We start from the raw sequence: 20146 nt of genomic DNA, 5'->3' as shown, positions 1-20146 counted from the left end.
CTTATGCAAAATATGGGGGAGTAAATCAACGCGTCTTTTTAAATCAACGAGTCTTCGTCGTCTCCTTCGACAAGGTCATTTTCAGTCATTAAACCTTCGTCGTGGCTACTGTGTACGCCACGTACCCATTTTCTGCCAAGTAATTTCTTCTGTGCAGCTAGAGGCAGTTCGGTAAATTGTATCAGGCGTTTTTCAGTAAGAAGATCGATCAAATCTTCCAATATACGCATCATTTCGCCGTCTGAACTTGCGAGTATTTCTTGGGTGCTTGTACTAGCTGCGGTGAATTTTTTTTCTAATATGCTAGCAACCGCCGGTTCATTTGGCGCGACTAATAATTTGTACTCATCCGATTGGGATGTGGCAACATCAATAATTACACCATTCTCATTGACTTTTGCGTATAGCATATTGATTTCCTTGTATTGTCTCATTTTGTAGCAAGGCGATTTGTTCGCTTCACATATTACTGAATAACCACTATTCTAGACCATAATTAGTGTGTTATTGGTTTATAAACAACAGATTTTCGGTAGTTTTAGGAGAATATAGAGTATGTCTGACTCTGGTCGCTCAGAACAGAACTCTTCGTCACCTTTAGAAAATGATTCGTATGAAGAAAATGAAGTTAGTAATGAATCAGAAGAAGGGCAGATGGAAACAACAAAAGAAGAGAGTTCTAAAGAGAATGTGGATCAGTGGAATACACAAGGCGCTGCTTTAGAATACCCTAATCCTCTGTTAGATTGTTTAGTATTGCTAAGCAAATACTTCCATAACCCTTATACGTCCGATGGAATTGCTGCAGGTTTACCTATCACCGACAATGCTATGACGCCAGAGCTTTTTCAGCGTGCAGCCAAGCGTATTGGTATTAGTACACGTTTTGTTAAACGATCTCTCGCAAAAATTCCTGATATGGTTTTGCCCGCTGTATTGTTATTAAGAGATCAGCAGGCCTGCATTTTACTAGAATTAGACCAAACTCAAGGTGTCGCGAAAATCCTTCGTCCAGAAGCTGGAGAAGGCGAGATTACTCTTCCTATCGATCAGCTTGCCGAGTCTTTTACTGGCTATTGCTTCTTTGTTCGCCCTCTGTATCAATTTGATAAACGCTCTGAAAAAAGTGATGAAAAAGAAAATAAAAAGGGTCATTGGTTTTGGGGAACCATTGCAGGTTCTTGGCGAATCTATCGAGACGTGTTTATTGCGTCCTTGTTGATTAATATTTTTGCCGTTGCTAGTCCTCTTTTTGTTATGAACGTTTATGACCGCGTTGTGCCGAATAATGCGTTTGATACGCTTTGGGTGTTGGCTATCGGTGCTGCTGTTGTGTATTTATTCGATTTTCTATTGCGAACCTTACGGGCTTATTTTATCGACATAGCAGGTAAGAAATCTGATATTTTGATATCAGCGGCTATCTTCTCCAGAGTAAATAACATCACCATGGCATCGAGACCCAAATCTGTTGGGGCTTTTGCCAAAAACCTACAAGAATTTGAAAGCATTCGAGACTTTATCACCTCTGCGTCTATCACCACCTTGGTTGATATTCCTTTTATGTTTTTGATCATTGGTGTGATTTGGTTAATTGGCGGCCCAGTTGGTTATATCCCGATTGTAACCATTGCTCTGATCGTCCTTTATAGCATCATTATTCAAATTCCACTGCGCCGCTCTATCGAAGAAGGTCAGAAAACCGCATCACAAAAAAATGCCGTATTGATTGAGAGCTTGTATAACGCAGAAAGCGTTAAGCTCAATAATGCCGAAGGCGTGATGCAGAAACAGTGGGAAAATGCTGTTGGTAACATCGCCGACTGGGGGGTAAAAACGCGTCAGTTGTCACAATCTTCTTCCTCTTTTGCGATGGTCGCTCAGCAGCTAACCACCGTTATTATTGTTATTGTTGGGGTGTACCAAATATCGGAAGGTAATATGAGTATGGGCGCTTTGGTTGCCTCTGTTATGTTGACTGGAAGGGCGCTTGGTCCTATGGCGCAAGTAGCTGGCCTAGCGACCCGTTATAACCAAGCAAAATCTGCTTTTACTTCGTTAAACGAAATCATGTCGTCACCGGTTGAAAATCCTGATGACGTCAAATTTGTTCATCGTCCAGTGTTTAAAGGTGAATTTCAATTTGAAGCGGTTAACTTCGCTTATCCTGATCAAGAGCAGGCTGCAGTCAGTGCTATTAATATTAATATTAAGCAAGGGGAAAAAGTGGCCATTATTGGCCGGATAGGCTCAGGTAAATCGACCCTTGGAAAATTGATGACAGGGCTTTATACGCCTGATAGCGGTGCAATAAGGATTGATGGTGTGGATTTACGTCAAGTTAACCCAACGGATCTGCGTCGAAATATTGGTGCGGTTTCGCAAGATGTGAATTTATTCTATGGCTCTATCAAGGATAACATCGTAATGGGCGTTCCTTATATGGAAGACGATGCCATCATTCGCGCGGCAGATTTGTCTGGTGTGTCGGAATTTGCCAATCGTAAGCCGAGCGGGCTTGATAGTATTGTTGGTGAGCGTGGCGCCCTGTTATCTGGTGGGCAGCGTCAAAGTATTGCGATTGCGAGGGCCTTATTATTTGATCCACCAATTTTGATTTTGGATGAGCCGACAGCGTCGATGGATAATACGACAGAGTCTCGAATGAAACGCCGTTTAATAGAAGGGGTGAAAGATAAAACCCTTATTTTGATTACACATAAGGCCTCTATGCTAGATATGGTTGATCGTATTATCGTTATGGATAATGGTCGCTTGATTGCTGATGGTCCAAAAGCGCAAGTGCATGAAGCGCTTCGCCAAGGCAAGTTGAAGGTCAGTTAAAAATGAGTAATAAAAATCCGATTTCACAACATGACTTAGAGTATCTGACGGATCGAAATGCGGCTTTGATGTTGAGAACGCCCCGTGGCGGTAGAATTATCCTTTGGGTAATTTTTATTTTCGTGGCAGCGGCATTAGTCTGGGCGAATTATACCGCTTTAGATGAAGTTACCGTTGGAGAAGGGAAGGTCATTCCCTCTAGCCAAGTTCAGCAGATACAAAACCTTGAAGGTGGTATTTTAAAAGAAATTAACGCCAAAGTAGGCCAAGTGGTTGATAGTGGTCAGGTGTTAATGACAATCGAAAATACCGAAGCGCTATCGTCATTACGTGAACAGCAGGCAGAATCTGTTAATTTAAAAGTGCGCGCAACGCGTCTGCAGGCAGAATCTTACGGTGTAAAGCCGCAGTTTGATGCAGAAATCATGAAAGAGTATCCGTTAGTTGTAAAGCGTGAGCTGGATTTGTATAACAATCGATTAGAGTCCTTGCGGACTAATCAAGTTAGTTTCCAACAGCAAATAGAGCAAAAGAAGCAAGAGATAGTTGAATTACAGGCAAAGCTAGATAACCTAAAACAGAGTTATGCTTTTTCGAAAGAGGAGTTGTCATTAACTCGTCCAGCGTTTGAACAAGGCGCTGTGTCTAGAGTTGAGCTTTTACAACTTGAGCGTCAAGTGAATCAGCTACAAGGGGATTTGGAGGCGACTCAGTTAGCTATTCCCCGTGCGCGCTCAGCGTTAAAAGAAGCGCAAAGCAAATTAGACGAAGGTGATGCGAAGTTCCGGGCAGATGCTCAAGAAGATCTGACCGGAGTAAGAAGCAAACTGGATCAGCTGCGTGAAAGTAATGTCTCTCTTGAAGATAAAGTATCAAGAACACAAGTTCGTTCTCCAGTAAAAGGCATTGTAAAACAGATTCAGATTAATACGGTTGGCGGCGTTATAAAGCCAGGCATGAACTTGCTTGAAATTGTACCGTTTGAAGACTCGTTATTGATCGAGGCAAAAGTTCGACCTGAAAACATTGGTTTTATTCAGCCAAATTTGAGTGCTGTGGTGAAACTATCTGCCTATGATTTCGCCATATTTGGCGGTTTACATGGCATTGTAGAAAATATCAGCGCAGATACTATCCTTGATGAAGAAGGGAACAGTTTTTATTTGGTAAGGGTTAGGACTGATAAAAACTATTTAGGGACGGAGAAAGCTCCATTACCAGTTATTCCGGGTATGCAGGCTACAGTAGATATTATTACTGGTAAGAAAACCTTATTGGATTATTTGCTAAAGCCTATTTTGAAAGCAAAACAAAATGCGCTTCGTGAGCGGTAATTACAAAAAAGTTTTCAAGCGTAATGCATAGTTACAAATGTTAACAATACGCTCTTGTTAGCTGGTTAGAATGGTCACATCGCACTTGATAGGACGAGACTTATTTTGAAAACTTTGTGTTGGAATACAGATGATGCCGTATGGAAACATTGGAATCAAATTGTCAATGTAAGTGCTTCATTGGTTCGAGTTGAGACGTTTGATGAGGTGTACCAAGCGTTGGAAACCGCAATGTCTAGTTTCACCTACTGTTTTATTTATTTAGACGAGATATCTTTTTCTAAACAGGTAGAGGACGTCGTTGCGCTTTGCTCTGCTTTTCCTAAGCAAAAAATTATCGTATTTCCGAATCAATTGAATCAAGCAGCGGCTTTAAGACTTTTTTCTGTAGGTGTGAGTGGTCAATGTGCCCCTTATATTGGTAAAGAGCAGCTTTCTTTAGTGTTATCTGTTGTTGATTCTGGTGAAATTTGGGGCGGTAAATCCTTTATTCAGCAGCTTATTATGCAGTCTACCTTACCTGCGAAGATGATTCATAATGATGATTTGGATGACTTGTCTGAACGAGAGGTGAATGTTGCTCACAGTGTTTCAAGAGGCTTATCAAATAAGCAAATCGCTCTTGAGATGGGTATTACAGAGCGTACTGTAAAAGCCCATTTAACCTCGATTTTCAAAAAAACCAATACTAAAGACCGTTTGTCTTTAGCGCTGCTTGCACAGACTAGATATGCTGTGCATTAGTTTGGTTCTTTATGAGTGCTAGTGTGCACTTATAAAGCTCGCTTTTAATGTTTTATCTAGTTACTTCTCTCTAAAGGCTCTATTTTGAGCCTTTTTTGCGTTTAATCCTCTAGAAAAATAGTGTATCGAAATGGCGCATATCTTGCATTTTATCTGAGAATGACTTCACGTTTTTAAGAGAATGCACCATGCCTGCTCGCCCAGAAAAAGAATTAACCGTGATGCTTGTTGACAATGAGCCCGCACGAGCAGCCATTGTAGAGCAAGCCATGATTGATAGTGGTTATCGCGTAATTAGACGACTGGAAAATGCCAAGAATCTAACGGAAGCAGTTAACGAATTTCAACCAGATATGGTCATTATTGATATCGAATCCCCAGATCGAGATATGTTGGAAAACATGTCTCGACTTACCAAAGATAATCCTCGTCCTATTGTGATGTTTGCCGAAGAAGATGATTCCAGACACGTGGAAGCGGCTATTCGAGCGGGTGTCAGCGCCTATGTGGTTGATGGTGTTAACAGTGGTAGCGTTAAAGCGTTGCTGCAAGTTGCCATTGCAAGATTTCGAGAGTTTCAGGCGCTAAGGTCGGAATTAGAATCCGTAAAAAGTCAGCTTGAAGACCGTAAGCTGATAGATAAAGCAAAAGGGCTGATAATGAAACATCAACAATGTGATGAGCCTGCTGCTTATAAAGCGCTGAGGAAACTCGCGATGGATCGTAGTCAGCGAATGACAGACGTAGCTCGTAATATCATCTCTGTGATGGAACTGATGGGAGGTTCAAAATGAACCTGATGCAGCCAAATAATATTATTCAAAATAGTGAACCTGTTCGTATTGGTTTTATTCCATTGATCGATTGTGCCCCCTTTGTAATTGCCCAAGAAAAAGGCTTTTTCATTCAAGAAGGCGTGGATGTGGTGCTATCTAAAGAAGCATCTTGGGCAAGTATCCGCGATAAAGTGGCCTTTAATCTGCTTGATGGCGCTCATATGTTGGCGTCTATGCCGATTGCGGCCAGTTTGGGGGTTGGTACCATTAAGACCGCCATGCAAACGAGTTTTACCGTAAGCCATAACGGCAACGGCATCACGATTGGTAATGCCCTGTATGAAGAGTTGCAGCATTATGCTGAGTCTTCGGTTGATATTCGCACAGGTGTGGCGTTGAAAAAATTGCTCGATGCCCGAGGAGCTGACGCGGCACCATTACGTTTTGCGATGGTTTATCCTTATTCATCTCATAACTATCAGCTAAGAGATTGGCTGAGCCGCGCCGGAATTGATTCCGATAAAGATATGCAAATAGTCGTGGTTCCACCCGTGAAGATGCTCGATAGCTTAAAGCAGGGTGATATCGATGGTTATTGCGTCGGTGAGCCATGGAACAGTCTTGCTGTTGAGCAAGGTATTGGGCATATGTTGGTGACTGGTTATGAAATTTGGGGGAGTACACCAGAAAAAGTATTTGGCGTGAACTCTGTTTGGGCCGAACAGAACCAAGCCGTGTATTTGTCAATTATTCGCGCCTTAGAAAAAGCCTGTTTGTGGGTAGATGAGCCCAGCAACCAAACTGAGTTGCTGAGTATATTAAGTCATCCAGATTATCTGAATTGCACACTAGAGCAGCTAGTTTATGGTTTCAGTGCCATTAAACCAAAAGGTCAATTTGATTGGCCAATGAAGGCGTATCAGCGTTTTTCTGGTAGCGATATTAATAAACCTTTACCTAGTTACGCATTATGGATTATGGCGCAAATGCATCGTTGGCAGCAGCTGGGGGAGATTCAGTCACTGAGTAAAGTGGCAGAGCAAGTTTACCGTCAGGATCTTTATAACAAAGCTTTAGGTTTTCCTGAAGAAGGTGAAAGTAGGGATTGGTATTTGTCTGCCGAACAGGAGGAAACTTGGTTGGATGCCGTTGCGGCAGGAAAGATACGTTTGCATCCAGATGGGATTTTAGCCGGTTTTGATACATCGGCTAAATAATGTGTTTGCGTGTCTTCTTTTAGTGCACTCTGCTTGATTGTTGGGCGAATAGGTTCGTATTACGTGTTGAATAGTGTTATCTAGATAAGCACGCTACCCTAAAAAACTTATAAATCATTGAGTTAGTTATATTGGCACGCTGCGTGCTTTATAAAAATCATAGAATTATTTATAGAGACATAGAGTTTTAAAAAAATTTTGGTGAAATTAGCAACGATCGTTAATTGTCACCCACATTATTGAAAGTCCAATGTAGGGCTTTCTATGAATGGCAAAGGCGCCTGCGAACACAAATTTTGTGATTCGCATGCGCCTTTTTTGTTTTTGTACTTTTTAATCCTTTACGCGGAGCGAGACTATGAACCTAAGATTTTTGAAAGAGGTAATTCCTTTTCCGATATTCGTCAATGCCACTCAAAAAGCTAGTCTTTCTATATTGTTGGGCTCTGCACTCTTATCTGGGGCGGCGCATGCAGAACTAGGCTATGCAGAAAAAGAAGAGCTTAAATTTGGCTTTATCAAATTGACCGATATGGCGCCATTAGCTATTGCTTATGAGAAAGGCTATTTCGAAGACGAAGGTTTGTACGTCACTTTAGAAGCGCAAGCAAACTGGAAAGTTTTACTAGATCGAGTCATTGACGGTCAGTTGGACGGCGCTCACATGTTAGCGGGTCAGCCACTTGGTGCAACCATCGGATACGGTACAAAAGCACACATAGTGACGGCTTTTAGTATGGATTTGAATGGTAACGGGATTACCGTTTCAAATGATGTTTGGGATGACATGAAGAAAAACATTCCTAACGGTCCAGATGGAAAGCCTGTACATCCTATTAGCGCCAGCGCTTTAAAACCTGTGATCGATGGCTATAAAGCACAAGGCAAGCCATTCAAAATGGGCATGGTGTTTCCTGTTTCAACACATAACTACGAGCTGCGTTATTGGCTTGCTGCCGGTGGCATCCATCCGGGTTATTACGCGCCAGCGCGAGGCGATACCAGTGGTCAAATTAACGCCGATGCTTTGTTGTCTGTGACGCCACCACCACAAATGCCAGCCACCATGGAAGCAGGCACGATTTCTGGTTATTGCGTTGGCGAACCTTGGAACCAACAAGCCGTCTTTAAAGGTATTGGTGTACCAGTCATCACAGATTATGAAATCTGGAAAAATAACCCAGAGAAAGTTTTCGGTGTGAGCAGTGAGTGGGCGGAAAAATACCCAAATACTCATATTCGTGTTGTAAAAGCCATGATCCGCGCAGCGAAATGGTTAGATGAAAACAACAACGCCAATCGTCCGGAAGCGGTAAAAATACTCGCACGTAGTCAATATGTCGGTGCTGATTACGATGTGATCGCTAATAGCATGACTGGGACGTTTGAGTATGAAAAAGGTGATAAGCGTGAAATACCCGATTTCAATGTTTTCTTTCGTCACCACGCAACTTATCCCTATTACAGCGATGCGATTTGGTACCTAACGCAAATGCGTCGTTGGGGGCAAATTGCCGAACCTAAGTCTGACGAATGGTTCATGAAGACCGCCAAAGATGTCTATCGTCCTGATATTTATGCGCAAGCCGCAAAATCCTTGATAGAAGATGGTGTGATGACGGCATCTGAATTCCCTGATTTCGCTAAAGAAGATGGTTTTAAGCCACCACAAAGTGACTTTATCGATGGTGTGACTTATGACGGCAAACACCCAAATGATTATTTGAAAAGCTTCAAAATCGGTTTAAAAGGCGACGACCAGATCTAAACCAAACAAGATTAAGTGAGAAAAAGATGATGATATCAAGCGTAACCATGACTGCATTAAAAGACAAAATCAGTGCCTTTTCTGTTAAGGGAATTTTGCTGCCTGTCTTTGGCATTCTAGTGTTTATCTTGCTGTGGCAGGTTGGAGCGAGTCGTGTTCACACTTCTTTGGGTGAGTTTCCTGGGCCAGTTGTGGTTTATGAGCAATGGAATAGTCTTGTTGCTGAGCATCAGAGAGAGCGTGTAAAAGAAGATAAATTTTATGTGCGTCAAGAAGAGCGTATTGCCGAGCGACAAGCTAAAGATCCAAGTTATGTTGGTACGTTAAGAGATTACACAGGAAAGCCTACTTTTTTTGATCAGATATTTACCAGTCTTTATACCGTGTTGGCCGGCTTTGGCTTGGCGAGTTTAATTGCTATTCCATTGGGGATTTTGATTGGCTTGAATCGCTCCGTTTACAGTGCTTTAAATCCTGTCATTCAGGTATTCAAACCCGTGTCACCGTTGGCATGGTTGCCCTTGGTGACCATGGTGGTGAGTGCCAGTTACGTGTCTGATGATCCGATGTTTTCTAAATCCTTTTTAACCTCCATGTTCACCGTTACCTTGTGTTGCATGTGGCCAACGCTAATTAACACCGCGGTTGGCGTGGCTGCGGTGGAAAAAGACCTACTTAACGTGTCAAAAGTATTGCGTCTTGGTTGGATGACACATGTGATGAAAATTGTCATTCCGTCGGCAATTCCTCTTATGTTTACTGGTCTACGCTTGTCTCTTGGTATTGCTTGGATGGTGCTGATCGCAGCGGAAATGTTGGCGCAAAATCCAGGATTAGGGAAGTTTGTTTGGGACGAATTCCAGAACGGCAGTTCGAATTCATTAGGCCGAATCATGGTGGCGGTGTTGATGATAGGTTTCATCGGCTATTTGCTAGATAGAGTCATGTTGACGATTCAGCGTTTTGTTTCTTGGGATAAAACTCAGATATTGCGCTAAATAGACTTTCATTAGAAACAGATTGGATTGGAGAAAAACATGGCAACACATTTAGATATCAGTCACATATCGATTGAGTTCCCAACGCCAAAAGGGCCCTTTAAAGCGCTGGACAATGTCAGTTTAAAAATAGAGAAGGGCGAATTTGTCTCTCTGATCGGCCATTCCGGCTGCGGTAAATCGACAGTTCTCAACATAGTGGCCGGTTTATACGATGCGACTGAAGGCGGAATTTTATTGGACGGTCGTGAAGTTAAAGGGCCTGGGCCTGAACGTGCGGTGGTTTTCCAAAATCATTCTTTACTGCCTTGGTTAACCTCTTACCAAAATGTTGAATTGGCGGTAAAGCAGGTTTTTCGTAAAACCAAATCAAAGAAAGAAATGCATGATTGGATTATGCACAACCTAGAGTTGGTGCATATGACCCATGCAGCGGACAAGCGCCCAGATGAAATCTCTGGCGGTATGAAACAGCGTGTTGGTATTGCTAGAGCCTTGGCGATGGAACCTAGTGTTTTACTGATGGATGAACCTTTCGGAGCATTGGATGCTTTGACTCGAGCGCACTTGCAAGACTCACTAATGGAAATCCAAAAAGACTTAAACAATACCGTGATTATGATTACTCATGATGTGGATGAAGCTGTGTTGTTGTCGGATCGTATTGTGATGATGACTAATGGCCCAGCAGCAACTGTGGGTGAAATTCTTCATGTTGACCTTGAGCGCCCCCGTGAGCGTCTGGCCTTAGCGAATGACCCAAGGTACGTGGATTATCGGACCCAAGTGTTGACCTTCTTGTATGAAAAACAACGCAAAGTTGAACCTATTCAGCCTGTTGTGAAAACTAAAAAAACGGCCACTAACGCCAAGGTTGCCAATGCCTAGTCTTCTCTCTCAGTCGGAGAAACGCCGTCTCGTCATTGTTGGTGCAGGGATGGCTGGTAGCAAGCTTGCGCACGATTTCGAAAAAGCGCATGGCGATGCCTATCAAATAGTTTTGATTGGTGAGGAATCCAGAGTTGGCTATAACCGAATTATGCTGTCTTCCTTACTGGCTAATGACATTTCTGATGCAGATATGCCATTAGTCGATACACAGAAGATGCAAGAAGATGGTGTTGATATTGTGTCCAATGATCCCGCTATTAAGGTGGACTCAAAAAATAAAACGATCTTATTAGCCAGTGGAAAAAGCATTAAATACGACCAGTTGGTGCTAGCGACTGGCTCTCGGGCAAGCGTATTACCAATTAAAGGCGCATCGGCTTCTAATGTAATGGGTTTTCGTACTTGGAAAGATGTAGATGTCATGACTCAGCTGAAAGGTAGCCAATCAGTTTGTGTGATTGGCGGTGGCTTATTGGGTCTAGAAGCCGCAGTGGGCTTGGTGAAACGTGGTCACAAAGTGGTGGTGTTTCATCGCTCAAAGTGGTTGCTAAATCGTCAGCTAGACGAAGAATCAGCTGAGCTTTTGCTTAATAGACTTACGCAAATGGGCATCGAATTCCGCCTTGGCGAGTCACCTGAGTCCTTTTTGCAAGCGGATGACGGTCGAGTGTCCCATGTGGTTTGTCAAAATGGTGAACAGCTAACGGTGAGTTTAGTCGTGATGGCGGCTGGAATTTACCCTGAAATTACTTTAGCCAGGGCGGCTGGTTTAGAGACCGGTCGAGCTATTTTAGTCGATGACCAAATGAAGACATCTCACCAAGATGTATTTGCATTGGGAGAATGTTGTGAATTTGATCGACAAACCTTTGGCTTAGTGGCGCCTATTTGGACACAAATTAACGTCTTGATGAAGGTATTGGTCGGGGAAGAGGCTGCGTTTTTTATAGAGCCGACACCTACCAAGTTGAAAGTGTCAGGCGTGAATCTTTTTTCAGTCGGTAAGATTCAACCTACAGAAGGAGATAGCTGTATCTTTTTCAAAGATGTGGGCGCAGATCATTACCGCAAACTGGTGGTCAACGATGGCTTACTGGTTGGCGCAATTCTTTATGGCAACGTCGCCGATGGGAGCTGGTATTTCCAGCTTATTCAAAATAAGACCAATGTCTCTGACCTGCTTGATTTACTGGTATTTGGCGAAGCGTATTGCTGTCCTCAAGTGGCCTGAATTAAGTCGTTTTAGACGTTGCTAGCCGTTAGGCATGTTACTTCAATAAGAGTTATTGAAAGGGGAATAAAATGACGTCAACAGTGTCTTTTCTTAATACTAAACCTCATCTAGTGGTAATCGGTAATGGTATGGTTGGCCATCACTTTGTTGAGCAAATGATTATCCAAGCTGGCCATGAAGAGTTTCAAATTACGGTGTTTGGTGAAGAGCCGTATTTAGCTTATGACCGTGTACATCTCAGCGAGTATTTCACTGGCAAAGGTGCGGCTGATTTGGCCATGACAGATGGCACTTTATATGACGAACATGGCGTGCGCTACTTTACCAATAGCTTGGTGACCGAGATCGACCGTGAGGCGAAGACGCTCATATTACAAAATGGCGAGTCATTGTCTTATGACAAGCTTGTTCTGGCGACGGGCTCTTATCCTTTTGTTCCACCTATTCCTGGTCATAAACGTGATAACACCTTTGTTTATCGTACTCTTGATGATCTTGACGCGATTAGAGCTTGTGCGAAACAAGTAACAAGAGGCACGGTTGTCGGCGGTGGTTTACTTGGATTGGAAGCGGCTAATGCGCTCAAAAATCTTGGCTTGGAAACCAGTGTTGTGGAATTCGCTCCGCGTTTAATGCCCGTTCAATTAGACGAAAAGGGCGGTGCGGTTCTTAAGGAAATGATCGAGGGGTTAGGTGTAAAGGTACATACCGACACCGCGACCAAAGAAATAATTGATGGAGAGAGTGCTTTTCATCGCATGAACTTTGCTGATGGCTCTTATCTTGAAACCGATTTAATTTTGTTCTCTGCGGGGATTCGACCGCAGGATGCTTTGGCACATCAATCGGGTCTAACGGTTGGAGAGCGTGGCGGTATCAGTGTCAACAATCATTGCCAAACCAGTGATGACGACATTTATGCCATTGGCGAGTGTGCGCTTTGGAATAATCGTATTTTTGGCTTGGTTGCACCTGGTTATGCCATGGCAAAGTCAGCTGCAGGGCATTTGCTGGGTGATGTAGGAGTGACGTTCACTGGCGCGGATATGAGTACCAAGTTGAAGCTTTTGGGTTGCGACGTGGGGTCAGTTGGCGATGCTCATGCTCAATCGCAAGGCTGCAAAGTCTTTGTTTACCAAGATGAGCTCAGCCAAAGCTATCGAAAAATGGTGGTTTCTGAAGACGGTAAAAAGCTATTAGGCGCTGTCTTAGTGGGCAACAACAGTTATTACGATACCTTGTTGCAATATTACCTCAATGCCATTGATTTACCTGAGCAAGCACAAGCACTTATTTTACCTACGATGGGCGATGCTCCCGTTGGCCTAGGTGTAGATGCTTTACCAGCGACCGCATCAATTTGTAGTTGCCATAACGTGTCCAAGCAAGATATTAACGATGCTGTTTGTAGTGGTGCTTTGTCCGTCGGTGATGTGAAAGGTATTACGAAAGCAGGAACGGGTTGTGGTGGTTGCGCGGCTTTATTGAAAAAAGTCGTCGACAACGAATTGTTAGCCTTGGGTGTTGAGGTCAGCACAGACATTTGTGAACATTTTGCTTATACCCGCCAAGATTTGTACAACCTAGTGAAAGTCGGTGGAATCAAAACTTTTGCTGAATTGTTAAACCAACATGGCAAAGGGCACGGTTGTGAAATTTGTAAACCCGCTGTTGGTTCTATTTTAGCCAGTGTTTGGAACGACTACGTGTTGAAAAAAGAACACATCAGCTTGCAAGACACTAACGATCGCTTTTTGGCCAATATGCAAAAAGACGGGACTTACTCGATTGTGCCACGAATTCCCGGAGGTGAAATAACCCCTGATAAATTGATTGTATTAGGCGAGGTAGCAAAAGAGTACGGCTTATACACTAAGGTCACTGGAGGCCAACGTATTGATTTGTTTGGTGCCACTCTGCCGCAATTGCCTGAGATTTGGGGAAAGTTAATCGCAGCGGGTTTTGAAACGGGGCAAGCCTACGGTAAATCTTTGCGAACGGTGAAGTCCTGCGTTGGTAGCACTTGGTGCCGCTACGGCGTGAATGACAGCATGAAGATGGCGATTGATCTGGAGAATCGTTATAAGGGCTTGCGTTCGCCTCATAAAATTAAATTTGCGGTATCTGGTTGTACGAGGGAATGCGCCGAAGCTCAGAGTAAAGACATTGGTGTGATCGCCACTGAAGGCGGTTGGAATCTATATGTTTGCGGTAATGGCGGTATGAAACCACGCCACGGTGATTTGTTTGCCAAAGATTTAGATGATGAAACCTTGGTGAAATACATCGACCGCGTATTGATGTTTTACACCAAAACCGCGGATCGATTGCAGCGTACCTCCGTTTGGATGGACGGCCTAGAAGGCGGTTTGGACTATCTTAAAGACGTAGTGATTAACGACAAACTGGGCTTATGTTCAGAGCTTGAAGCCAGTATGCAACACGTAGTAAATACCTTCCAGTGCGAATGGAAAACCACGTTGCAAGATCCTGAAGCATTAAAGACTTTCCGCCAATTTGTGAATTATGAGGGAAGTGATAACAATGTGGTCTTTGTTGAAGAGCGCAGTCAAATGCGTCCAGCAACCGAATCAGAAAAACAGCAATTAATTGCGAAGGTAGGTTAAAACGATGACGATGCCATGGAAATTAATTTGTAAACAAGAAGACCTAATAGAGGGTGCTGGTGTGGCGGCCATGGTAAATGGCGAACAAGTCGCGATTTTCTACGTCCCTGAGTCAGATAATAAAGTCTTTGCGATCGGTAACTGGGATCCGGTTGGCAAGGCGAATGTTTTATCACGAGGCTTGGTTGCTCATTTACAAAATCAATGGGTCGTTGCCAGCCCTTTGTATAAACAACACTTTGTCTTGGCATCGGGCGAATGTCTTGAAGAAACTGTTCAGGTGCCCCATTGGCCCGCCAAATTAGAAGACGGTCATGTGTTTGTTGCGACACACTAATCAAAAAGCGGTGCACCAAAATGATCTCTCTGCACCGTTTGAACGCTTCGGACAGCTGGTGTTTTATAGCTTATCTGAAGTGAGTCAGTTGCAAGCCTAGCAAAGCTTAGTCATGGCCAGCTTAATGTGTTTTTTTAAAGTTGGCTTACTAATTGCTTTGTATAGATTACTGATGCACCGTAAACCGACGATGGCTTACACATAAAGCATACAGATATTACAAAAGGCAACGAGGCCCAATCACTTTTTTAGAAAAGTGATTGGGCCTTTTTTGTTTTTAAAAAAGTTAAAAGCGCGAGGAAGGTCCATGACGACAACAATGAAGACAGCAACCAGCGTAAAAACGACCTGTCCATATTGCGGTGTTGGGTGTGGCGTAAATTTGACTCTTCCACATTCGGCAAGTGAAGCCGTTCCACCTGTGTCTGGTGACTTGGAGCATCCGGCTAATTTTGGTCGTTTATGTGTGAAAGGTAGCAGTCTTGCGCAAACCATTCAATCGGATGATCGCTTAATAACACCTATAGTTGATGGTCATCCTGTTGCTTGGGAATCGGCTATTAAAACAGTGAGCGAGAAAATTGCTCAAGTGATTAAAGATCATGGCCCTGATGCTTTCGCTTTTTATCTTTCAGGACAAATCCTGACGGAAGATTATTACGTGGCAAATAAACTGGCCAAAGGTTTTATCGGCACCGCCAACGTGGATACCAATTCTCGTCTGTGCATGGCGTCTGCTGTTGTCGGTTATAAGCGTGCTTTTGGCTCAGACACTGTGCCTTGTAATTATGAAGATCTAGAGCTCTGTGATTTACTGATTATGGTTGGATCGAACGCGGCCTGGACACACCCCATTTTATATCAACGCATTGCCGCAGCGAAAAAACAACGTCCTAACATGAAAGTGGTGGTGATTGACCCAAGAGAAACAGCGACTTGCGATATTGCGGATCTACACCTGGCAATTAAGCCCGGATCCGACGCCGCGATTTTTTCCTTTTTATTAACTGATTCAGTTCAAGCTGGCGTTTTAGATGATGACTTTATTGCGAACCACACCAATGGATTTGAGGCTGCTTTAGTAGAGGCGAGAAAATCGACTCCGAGCTTATCTTATACCGCAGACTTTTGCGGAATCGGTGAGCAAGATCTAGCAAGTTTAGCCAGCTGGTGGCGCGACACGGCAAAGACAATTACCTTTTATTCTCAGGGGGTGAATCAGTCGTCCTCTGGCGTTGATAAATGTAACGCGATCATTAATTGTCATTTGGCGACGGGTCGTATTGGCAAAGAAGGTGCTGGACCTTTTTCTATTACGGGTCAACCAAACGCTATGGGCGGGCGAGAAGTGGGTGGTCTGGCCAATCAATTAGCAGCTCATATGGATTTTGCCACACCGGGTGCACAGGATTTGGTGCAGCGTTTTTGGCAAGCGCCGAATATGGCTACAAAGGACGGTTTAAAAGCCGTCGACTTATTTCAGGCCATGGAGGAAGGTAAGGTCAAAGTGGTTTGGATTATGTCGACTAATCCTATGGTGAGCTTACCAGATACCACTCAGGTTCGACGCGCGCTGGAAAAATGCGAGCTGGTGATTGTCAGTGATTGCAAAGCGCATACTGATACAACCGCTATGGCTGATGTTCTATTTCCTGCGACGGGCTGGAGTGAAAAAGACGGTACGGTGACGAATTCAGAGCGACGTATTTCTCGTCAACGAGGTTTATTACCTGCTCCAGGGCAAGCGAAACATGATTGGTGGGCAATCTGCGAAGTGGCAAAACGCCTTGGCTTTCAATCGGCGTTTTCTTATCAAAATGTGCATGAGATTTTTGCTGAACATGCGGCTTTGTCGGCGTTTGAAAACAATGGCAAGCGTGATTTCGATATTGGTCATTTTAGTCAAATAACCCAGTCAGAGTATGACGCTCTTACGCCAGTGCAGTGGCCGGTGCCGAAAGGTCGTCCAGAAGGTACCAAGCGGATGTTTGAGGACGGTTATTTTTTCACACTAGACGGTCGAGCAAAATTTGTGGCGATCTCACCAAGTTTGCCGAAGTACCAAGCTTCACAAGAATGGCCTTTTACCTTAAATACCGGACGAGTGCGCGATCAATGGCACACGATGACAAGAACCGGAGATGCAGCGTCTTTGGCTAAGCATACCGCACAACCTTATGTGGAAATTCATCCCAAGGATGCGAAACGTCTTGGTATTAAAGATAAAGCATTGGTGCGCCTTACTTCGCCGTATGGGGAAGTGTTACTAAAAGCTAAGCTAAGTCGAGCCGTTGCACCGGCTAATGTGTTTGTGCCAATTCACTGGACTCGACAATTTGCTAACGCGTCCGTTGTATCTAACTTAATCCCCCAAGTCGTTGATCCTTTGTCAGGGCAACCAGAGTCTAAACACGCTCAGGTTCAGTTGGAGGCGGTAAGTGATATTGACTACGGCATGGTTATCTCGGCAGTTCCGCTTGTTTTATCAGATTGTTTGTATTGGTGCCAAGTGCCATCAGAGCAAGGCTATCACTACGAAGTTGTTTGGCCGAACGGGCAAACACAAGCGTCTTTGAAAGCTATCCATGAAGAACGGCGCGATGGTTTAGCAAAAAAGGTTGAGTGGTTAGAGTATGCGAACCCAGTAACCCAACAAGTTCGATTGGCGAAGTTGGTTGATCAAAAAATTACCATGCTTATTTATATGCATTCGCAGCCTAAATCCATCTTGGCGGATTGGCTTATTTCTAAATTAGAAGTCAACACGTCGTTATCATTAGTAGACCGTTTAGCTATTTTGGTAGGCAGTCCCGCCAACGCTGAAGAGAAAGGAGAAATTGTTTGCTCTTGCTATCAAGTAGGCAGTAAGCAAATTGAAAAGGCGGTTTCGTCTGGTATTTGTTCCGTCGATGGATTGGGGACCAAGTTAAAATGTGGCACCAATTGCGGCTCTTGTCTTCCTGAATTAAAACGCTTTGTTTCTTCAGTGGTGGAGTTATCTGCATGATGAGTAGTACACAAATCCGAATGACGAATGATTTCACTCAATATGTAAAAATTTTAGGCCGAGGTAAAAAAGGCGCACGCAGTTTAACAGTGGAAGAAGCTGAACACGCCATGAGTTTGATGTTGTCTGGCAACGTAGCGCCAGAACAATCGGGAGCTTTTTGGATGTTGATTCGGATACGAGAAGAGACAGTAGAAGAAACCGTTGGCTTTACCAAGGCAACTAGAGACTATTTATCGAAAAAAGAAGCATTGGGAATTAAAGTTGATTTGGATTGGCCTGCTTATGCTGGTAAGCGCAATGAGTTGCCTTGGTTTTTGCTGGCGGCGCTTGCACTTGCTAATACAGGGATCAAAATTGTGATGCATGGACATACGTTTGAAGGGGAAAATCGAATGTATGTAGAGCATGCTATTAATCAATTGGGATTAGCTGTTTGTCATTCTAGGACTCAGTTAACACAAGAGCTTGAAGTTAGGTGTTTTGCTTATATGCCGTTGGCTGAAGTAGATAAACAGTTAGGCGGCATGATGGATCTTAAGTACGTATTGGGTTTGCGCTCGCCTGTAAACACGGTTGTACGCATGATGAATCCATTTTCAGCTGATCATAGTGTGCATGGGGTGTTTCATCGTGGTTATGATCAGCTTCATCTTTCTGCTTGTGAGCAATTAGGTGATGCGTCGGTGTTGGTGTTCCGTGGCGGAAATGGTGAAGCAGAAGTAAATCCAGAGCGCGATGTTACTTTGGGGAAATGGCAAAATGGCGTAGCCAGTTGGTCAGATTGGCCGAAAGCCGAAAAAGAGCATAGGCGCTTAAAAGACAATTTGGATTTGTCGCGATTGACGGATCATTGGCGTGGAGATCAACTTGATCAATTTGGCGAGCAAGCGGTTCGACAAACCATTGCGTCAGTTGCTGGACTTCTTTATGGTGTGACGTCTCATGGGGATTGTCTTGTTTTGGCTGATGATATTTGGACCAGACGAGATAAAATGTATTTTGATTCGGTTTTGTAGAAAGAGAAAGTTGTATGGCGTTTATTTCCTTATCGGCGGCGGTATTGGCTGGTGGAAAAGCAGAGCGAATGTCGCGTCAGGACAAAGGTTTGCTGTTGTTTCAGAAAGAGCCTATGGCCTTGTTAGTCGGGCGAGCTTTGCAGCAAGTTGCTGAAAGAGTGTTTATCAATGCCAACCGAAATTTTGAAGCTTATGCAAAGCTTGGTTATGAAGTGGTTGCCGATGATCAATATCATCAAGGGAAAGGACCATTGTCTGGCTTATTGACTTGTTTAGCCTTTGCGAAAACATCGCATTTATTGATCTCACCTTGCGATACGCCCCGTATTAGTAGTGCGGCTTTTGCAAAGCTTAAAGAGGCCAGTCTGTTGTCTTCAGAACAAATACATTTTTTGAGTGATGCATCGGGTACACATCCATTGCATGCCATTTTGCCGGTAGACTCTGCGTTGGTTGCGCTTAAGCATTTTTTAGATGGAGGGCAGCGTTATAGCGTCTTAGGTTTTTATGACGCATTTGGCTGCCAACCCGTTACTTGGGGAAATGGTGCTGAGTTACTAAATGTCAACACGCCTAACGAGCTAGCTTAAACTCGTATTACGTTGGCATTTTTTATGATTGGCTCATGGATTCAATGTCTAGATGATAAGACTCACCATCTTCTTTATGTTCCAATTTGACCAATAGGTAATCAAATTTCGGTACAAACCAAAAAGAAGTCTTTTTACCTTTTTCTTGGTTGTCGGTGCGGATGATTTTAATAGCAGAAACACGACCTAACTTGGTATCGATGGTTTCCATTTTGTCACGTTCAAAGCGCCAGTTTTTAATATAACCACCATCGGCAATTTGATAGTCGAATTCATTTTTTCCCATTTTTAGATCTTGTCTAACTTGCAGCTGGATAGACAGTTTATCTAATGTTTTTGGGTTAATTGCCAGATTCCAAGGCTTGTCTTTTACATCATTATGGACAAGGTTGTTTTCCCAATCAAAAGTGAGTGTCGCACTTCTTTTTTTCCCTAAAGCCGAACTTTTGTATTCGTATTTGGTTGGAATGATTTGATGATCTTCAACATAGAAAGTGGATGACTCGTCAAGGGAGGCGATCATGCTGTCTGCAGTAAAAGCAAAGTGCCAAAGATTGCCAGCTTTTTTCGATAGGGTTTGTTTGCCTTCCACCTTCAGGCTAATGCCTTTTTTCCAGATAGTACTATAGACAGCTGAATATGGCTTTAGGAAGGTTTCTTGGGGTTGTTCTGCGGCGCTTACTTTAGTGGAAGAAAAAGAAAGCATGGGAATACTCATAAAAATAGCCATTAAAAACATTGGGATTTTACGAGTTCTCAT

Annotated in this window: 16 protein-coding genes; 14 read left to right on the top strand and 2 right to left on the bottom strand. The window is 43.5% G+C overall.

Translation table 11 applies throughout. The features are described from left to right. Nucleotides 1–38: 38 nt before the first annotated feature. Entirely contained in the window at nt 39–410 is a 372-nt protein-coding gene (locus CYL31_RS13655) for a hypothetical protein (RefSeq protein ID WP_212915754.1), read from the bottom strand. 145 nt (nt 411–555) lie between these two features. On the opposite strand from CYL31_RS13655, the gene CYL31_RS13650 reads away from it, so the two are divergent. From CYL31_RS13650 to mobA, 14 genes are all read left to right on the top strand, one after another. Continuing rightward, entirely contained in the window at nt 556–2844 is a 2289-nt protein-coding gene (locus CYL31_RS13650) for a type I secretion system permease/ATPase (protein WP_212915753.1), read from the top strand. 2 nt (nt 2845–2846) lie between these two features. Further along, nucleotides 2847–4178 (top strand): HlyD family type I secretion periplasmic adaptor subunit, encoded by a 1332-nt coding sequence (locus tag CYL31_RS13645; protein WP_212915752.1) that lies wholly within the window; start codon nt 2847–2849, stop codon nt 4176–4178. Between the two features lie 105 nt (nt 4179–4283). Then, nucleotides 4284–4922, top strand: a complete 639-nt coding sequence (locus CYL31_RS13640) for a helix-turn-helix domain-containing protein (RefSeq protein ID WP_212915751.1) — start codon at nt 4284–4286, stop codon at nt 4920–4922. A 188-nt stretch (nt 4923–5110) separates the two neighbouring features. Next, on the top strand, nt 5111–5716 hold the full coding sequence (locus tag CYL31_RS13635; RefSeq protein ID WP_212915750.1) for an ANTAR domain-containing response regulator: 606 nt from the start codon (nt 5111–5113) through the stop codon (nt 5714–5716). Further along, the gene (locus CYL31_RS13630) at nt 5713–6915 is read left to right on the top strand and encodes a CmpA/NrtA family ABC transporter substrate-binding protein (protein ID WP_212915749.1); all 1203 of its coding nucleotides are present in this window, start codon (nt 5713–5715) and stop codon (nt 6913–6915) included. Before CYL31_RS13635 ends, CYL31_RS13630 begins: the two co-directional genes overlap by 4 nt. A 358-nt stretch (nt 6916–7273) precedes the next feature. Next, complete coding sequence (locus tag CYL31_RS13625; protein WP_212915748.1) at nt 7274–8683, top strand: CmpA/NrtA family ABC transporter substrate-binding protein; 1410 nt, start codon at nt 7274–7276, stop codon at nt 8681–8683. A 26-nt stretch (nt 8684–8709) separates the two neighbouring features. After that, nucleotides 8710–9681, top strand: coding sequence for an ABC transporter permease (locus tag CYL31_RS13620; protein ID WP_212915747.1), 972 nt, complete (start codon nt 8710–8712; stop codon nt 9679–9681). A gap of 39 nt (nt 9682–9720) precedes the next feature. Beyond that, nucleotides 9721–10569: an ABC transporter ATP-binding protein gene (locus CYL31_RS13615; RefSeq protein WP_212915746.1), complete on the top strand. Its 849-nt coding sequence runs from the start codon at nt 9721–9723 to the stop codon at nt 10567–10569. Next, nucleotides 10562–11803, top strand: coding sequence for an NAD(P)/FAD-dependent oxidoreductase (locus CYL31_RS13610; RefSeq protein ID WP_212915745.1), 1242 nt, complete (start codon nt 10562–10564; stop codon nt 11801–11803). Before CYL31_RS13615 ends, CYL31_RS13610 begins: the two co-directional genes overlap by 8 nt. Before the next feature lie 71 nt (nt 11804–11874). After that, on the top strand, nt 11875–14433 hold the full coding sequence (gene nirB, locus CYL31_RS13605) for a nitrite reductase large subunit NirB (RefSeq protein WP_212915744.1): 2559 nt from the start codon (nt 11875–11877) through the stop codon (nt 14431–14433). A 4-nt stretch (nt 14434–14437) separates the two neighbouring features. Continuing rightward, nucleotides 14438–14770 (top strand): nitrite reductase small subunit NirD, encoded by a 333-nt coding sequence (gene nirD / locus CYL31_RS13600; protein WP_212915743.1) that lies wholly within the window; start codon nt 14438–14440, stop codon nt 14768–14770. Nucleotides 14771–15077: 307 nt separating this feature from the next. Continuing rightward, on the top strand, nt 15078–17777 hold the full coding sequence (locus CYL31_RS13595; protein WP_212915742.1) for a nitrate reductase: 2700 nt from the start codon (nt 15078–15080) through the stop codon (nt 17775–17777). Further along, nucleotides 17774–18796: a glycosyl transferase family protein gene (locus tag CYL31_RS13590; RefSeq protein WP_249411584.1), complete on the top strand. Its 1023-nt coding sequence runs from the start codon at nt 17774–17776 to the stop codon at nt 18794–18796. Before CYL31_RS13595 ends, CYL31_RS13590 begins: the two co-directional genes overlap by 4 nt. 14 nt (nt 18797–18810) lie before the next feature. Continuing rightward, nucleotides 18811–19386 carry a molybdenum cofactor guanylyltransferase gene (gene mobA / locus CYL31_RS13585; protein ID WP_212915741.1) on the top strand — a complete coding sequence of 192 codons (576 nt, stop codon included), beginning with the start codon at nt 18811–18813 and terminating at the stop codon, nt 19384–19386. A 22-nt stretch (nt 19387–19408) separates the two neighbouring features. Here the strand turns inward: mobA and CYL31_RS13580 are convergent, their stop codons facing one another. Continuing rightward, the gene (locus CYL31_RS13580) at nt 19409–20146 is read right to left on the bottom strand and encodes a DUF3108 domain-containing protein (RefSeq protein ID WP_212915740.1); all 738 of its coding nucleotides are present in this window, start codon (nt 20144–20146) and stop codon (nt 19409–19411) included.

Source organism: Marinomonas sp. A3A, assembly GCF_018336955.1.
GTDB lineage: Bacteria > Pseudomonadota > Gammaproteobacteria > Pseudomonadales > Marinomonadaceae > Marinomonas > Marinomonas lutimaris.
This window is presented reverse-complemented; position numbering and strand designations above follow the sequence as displayed.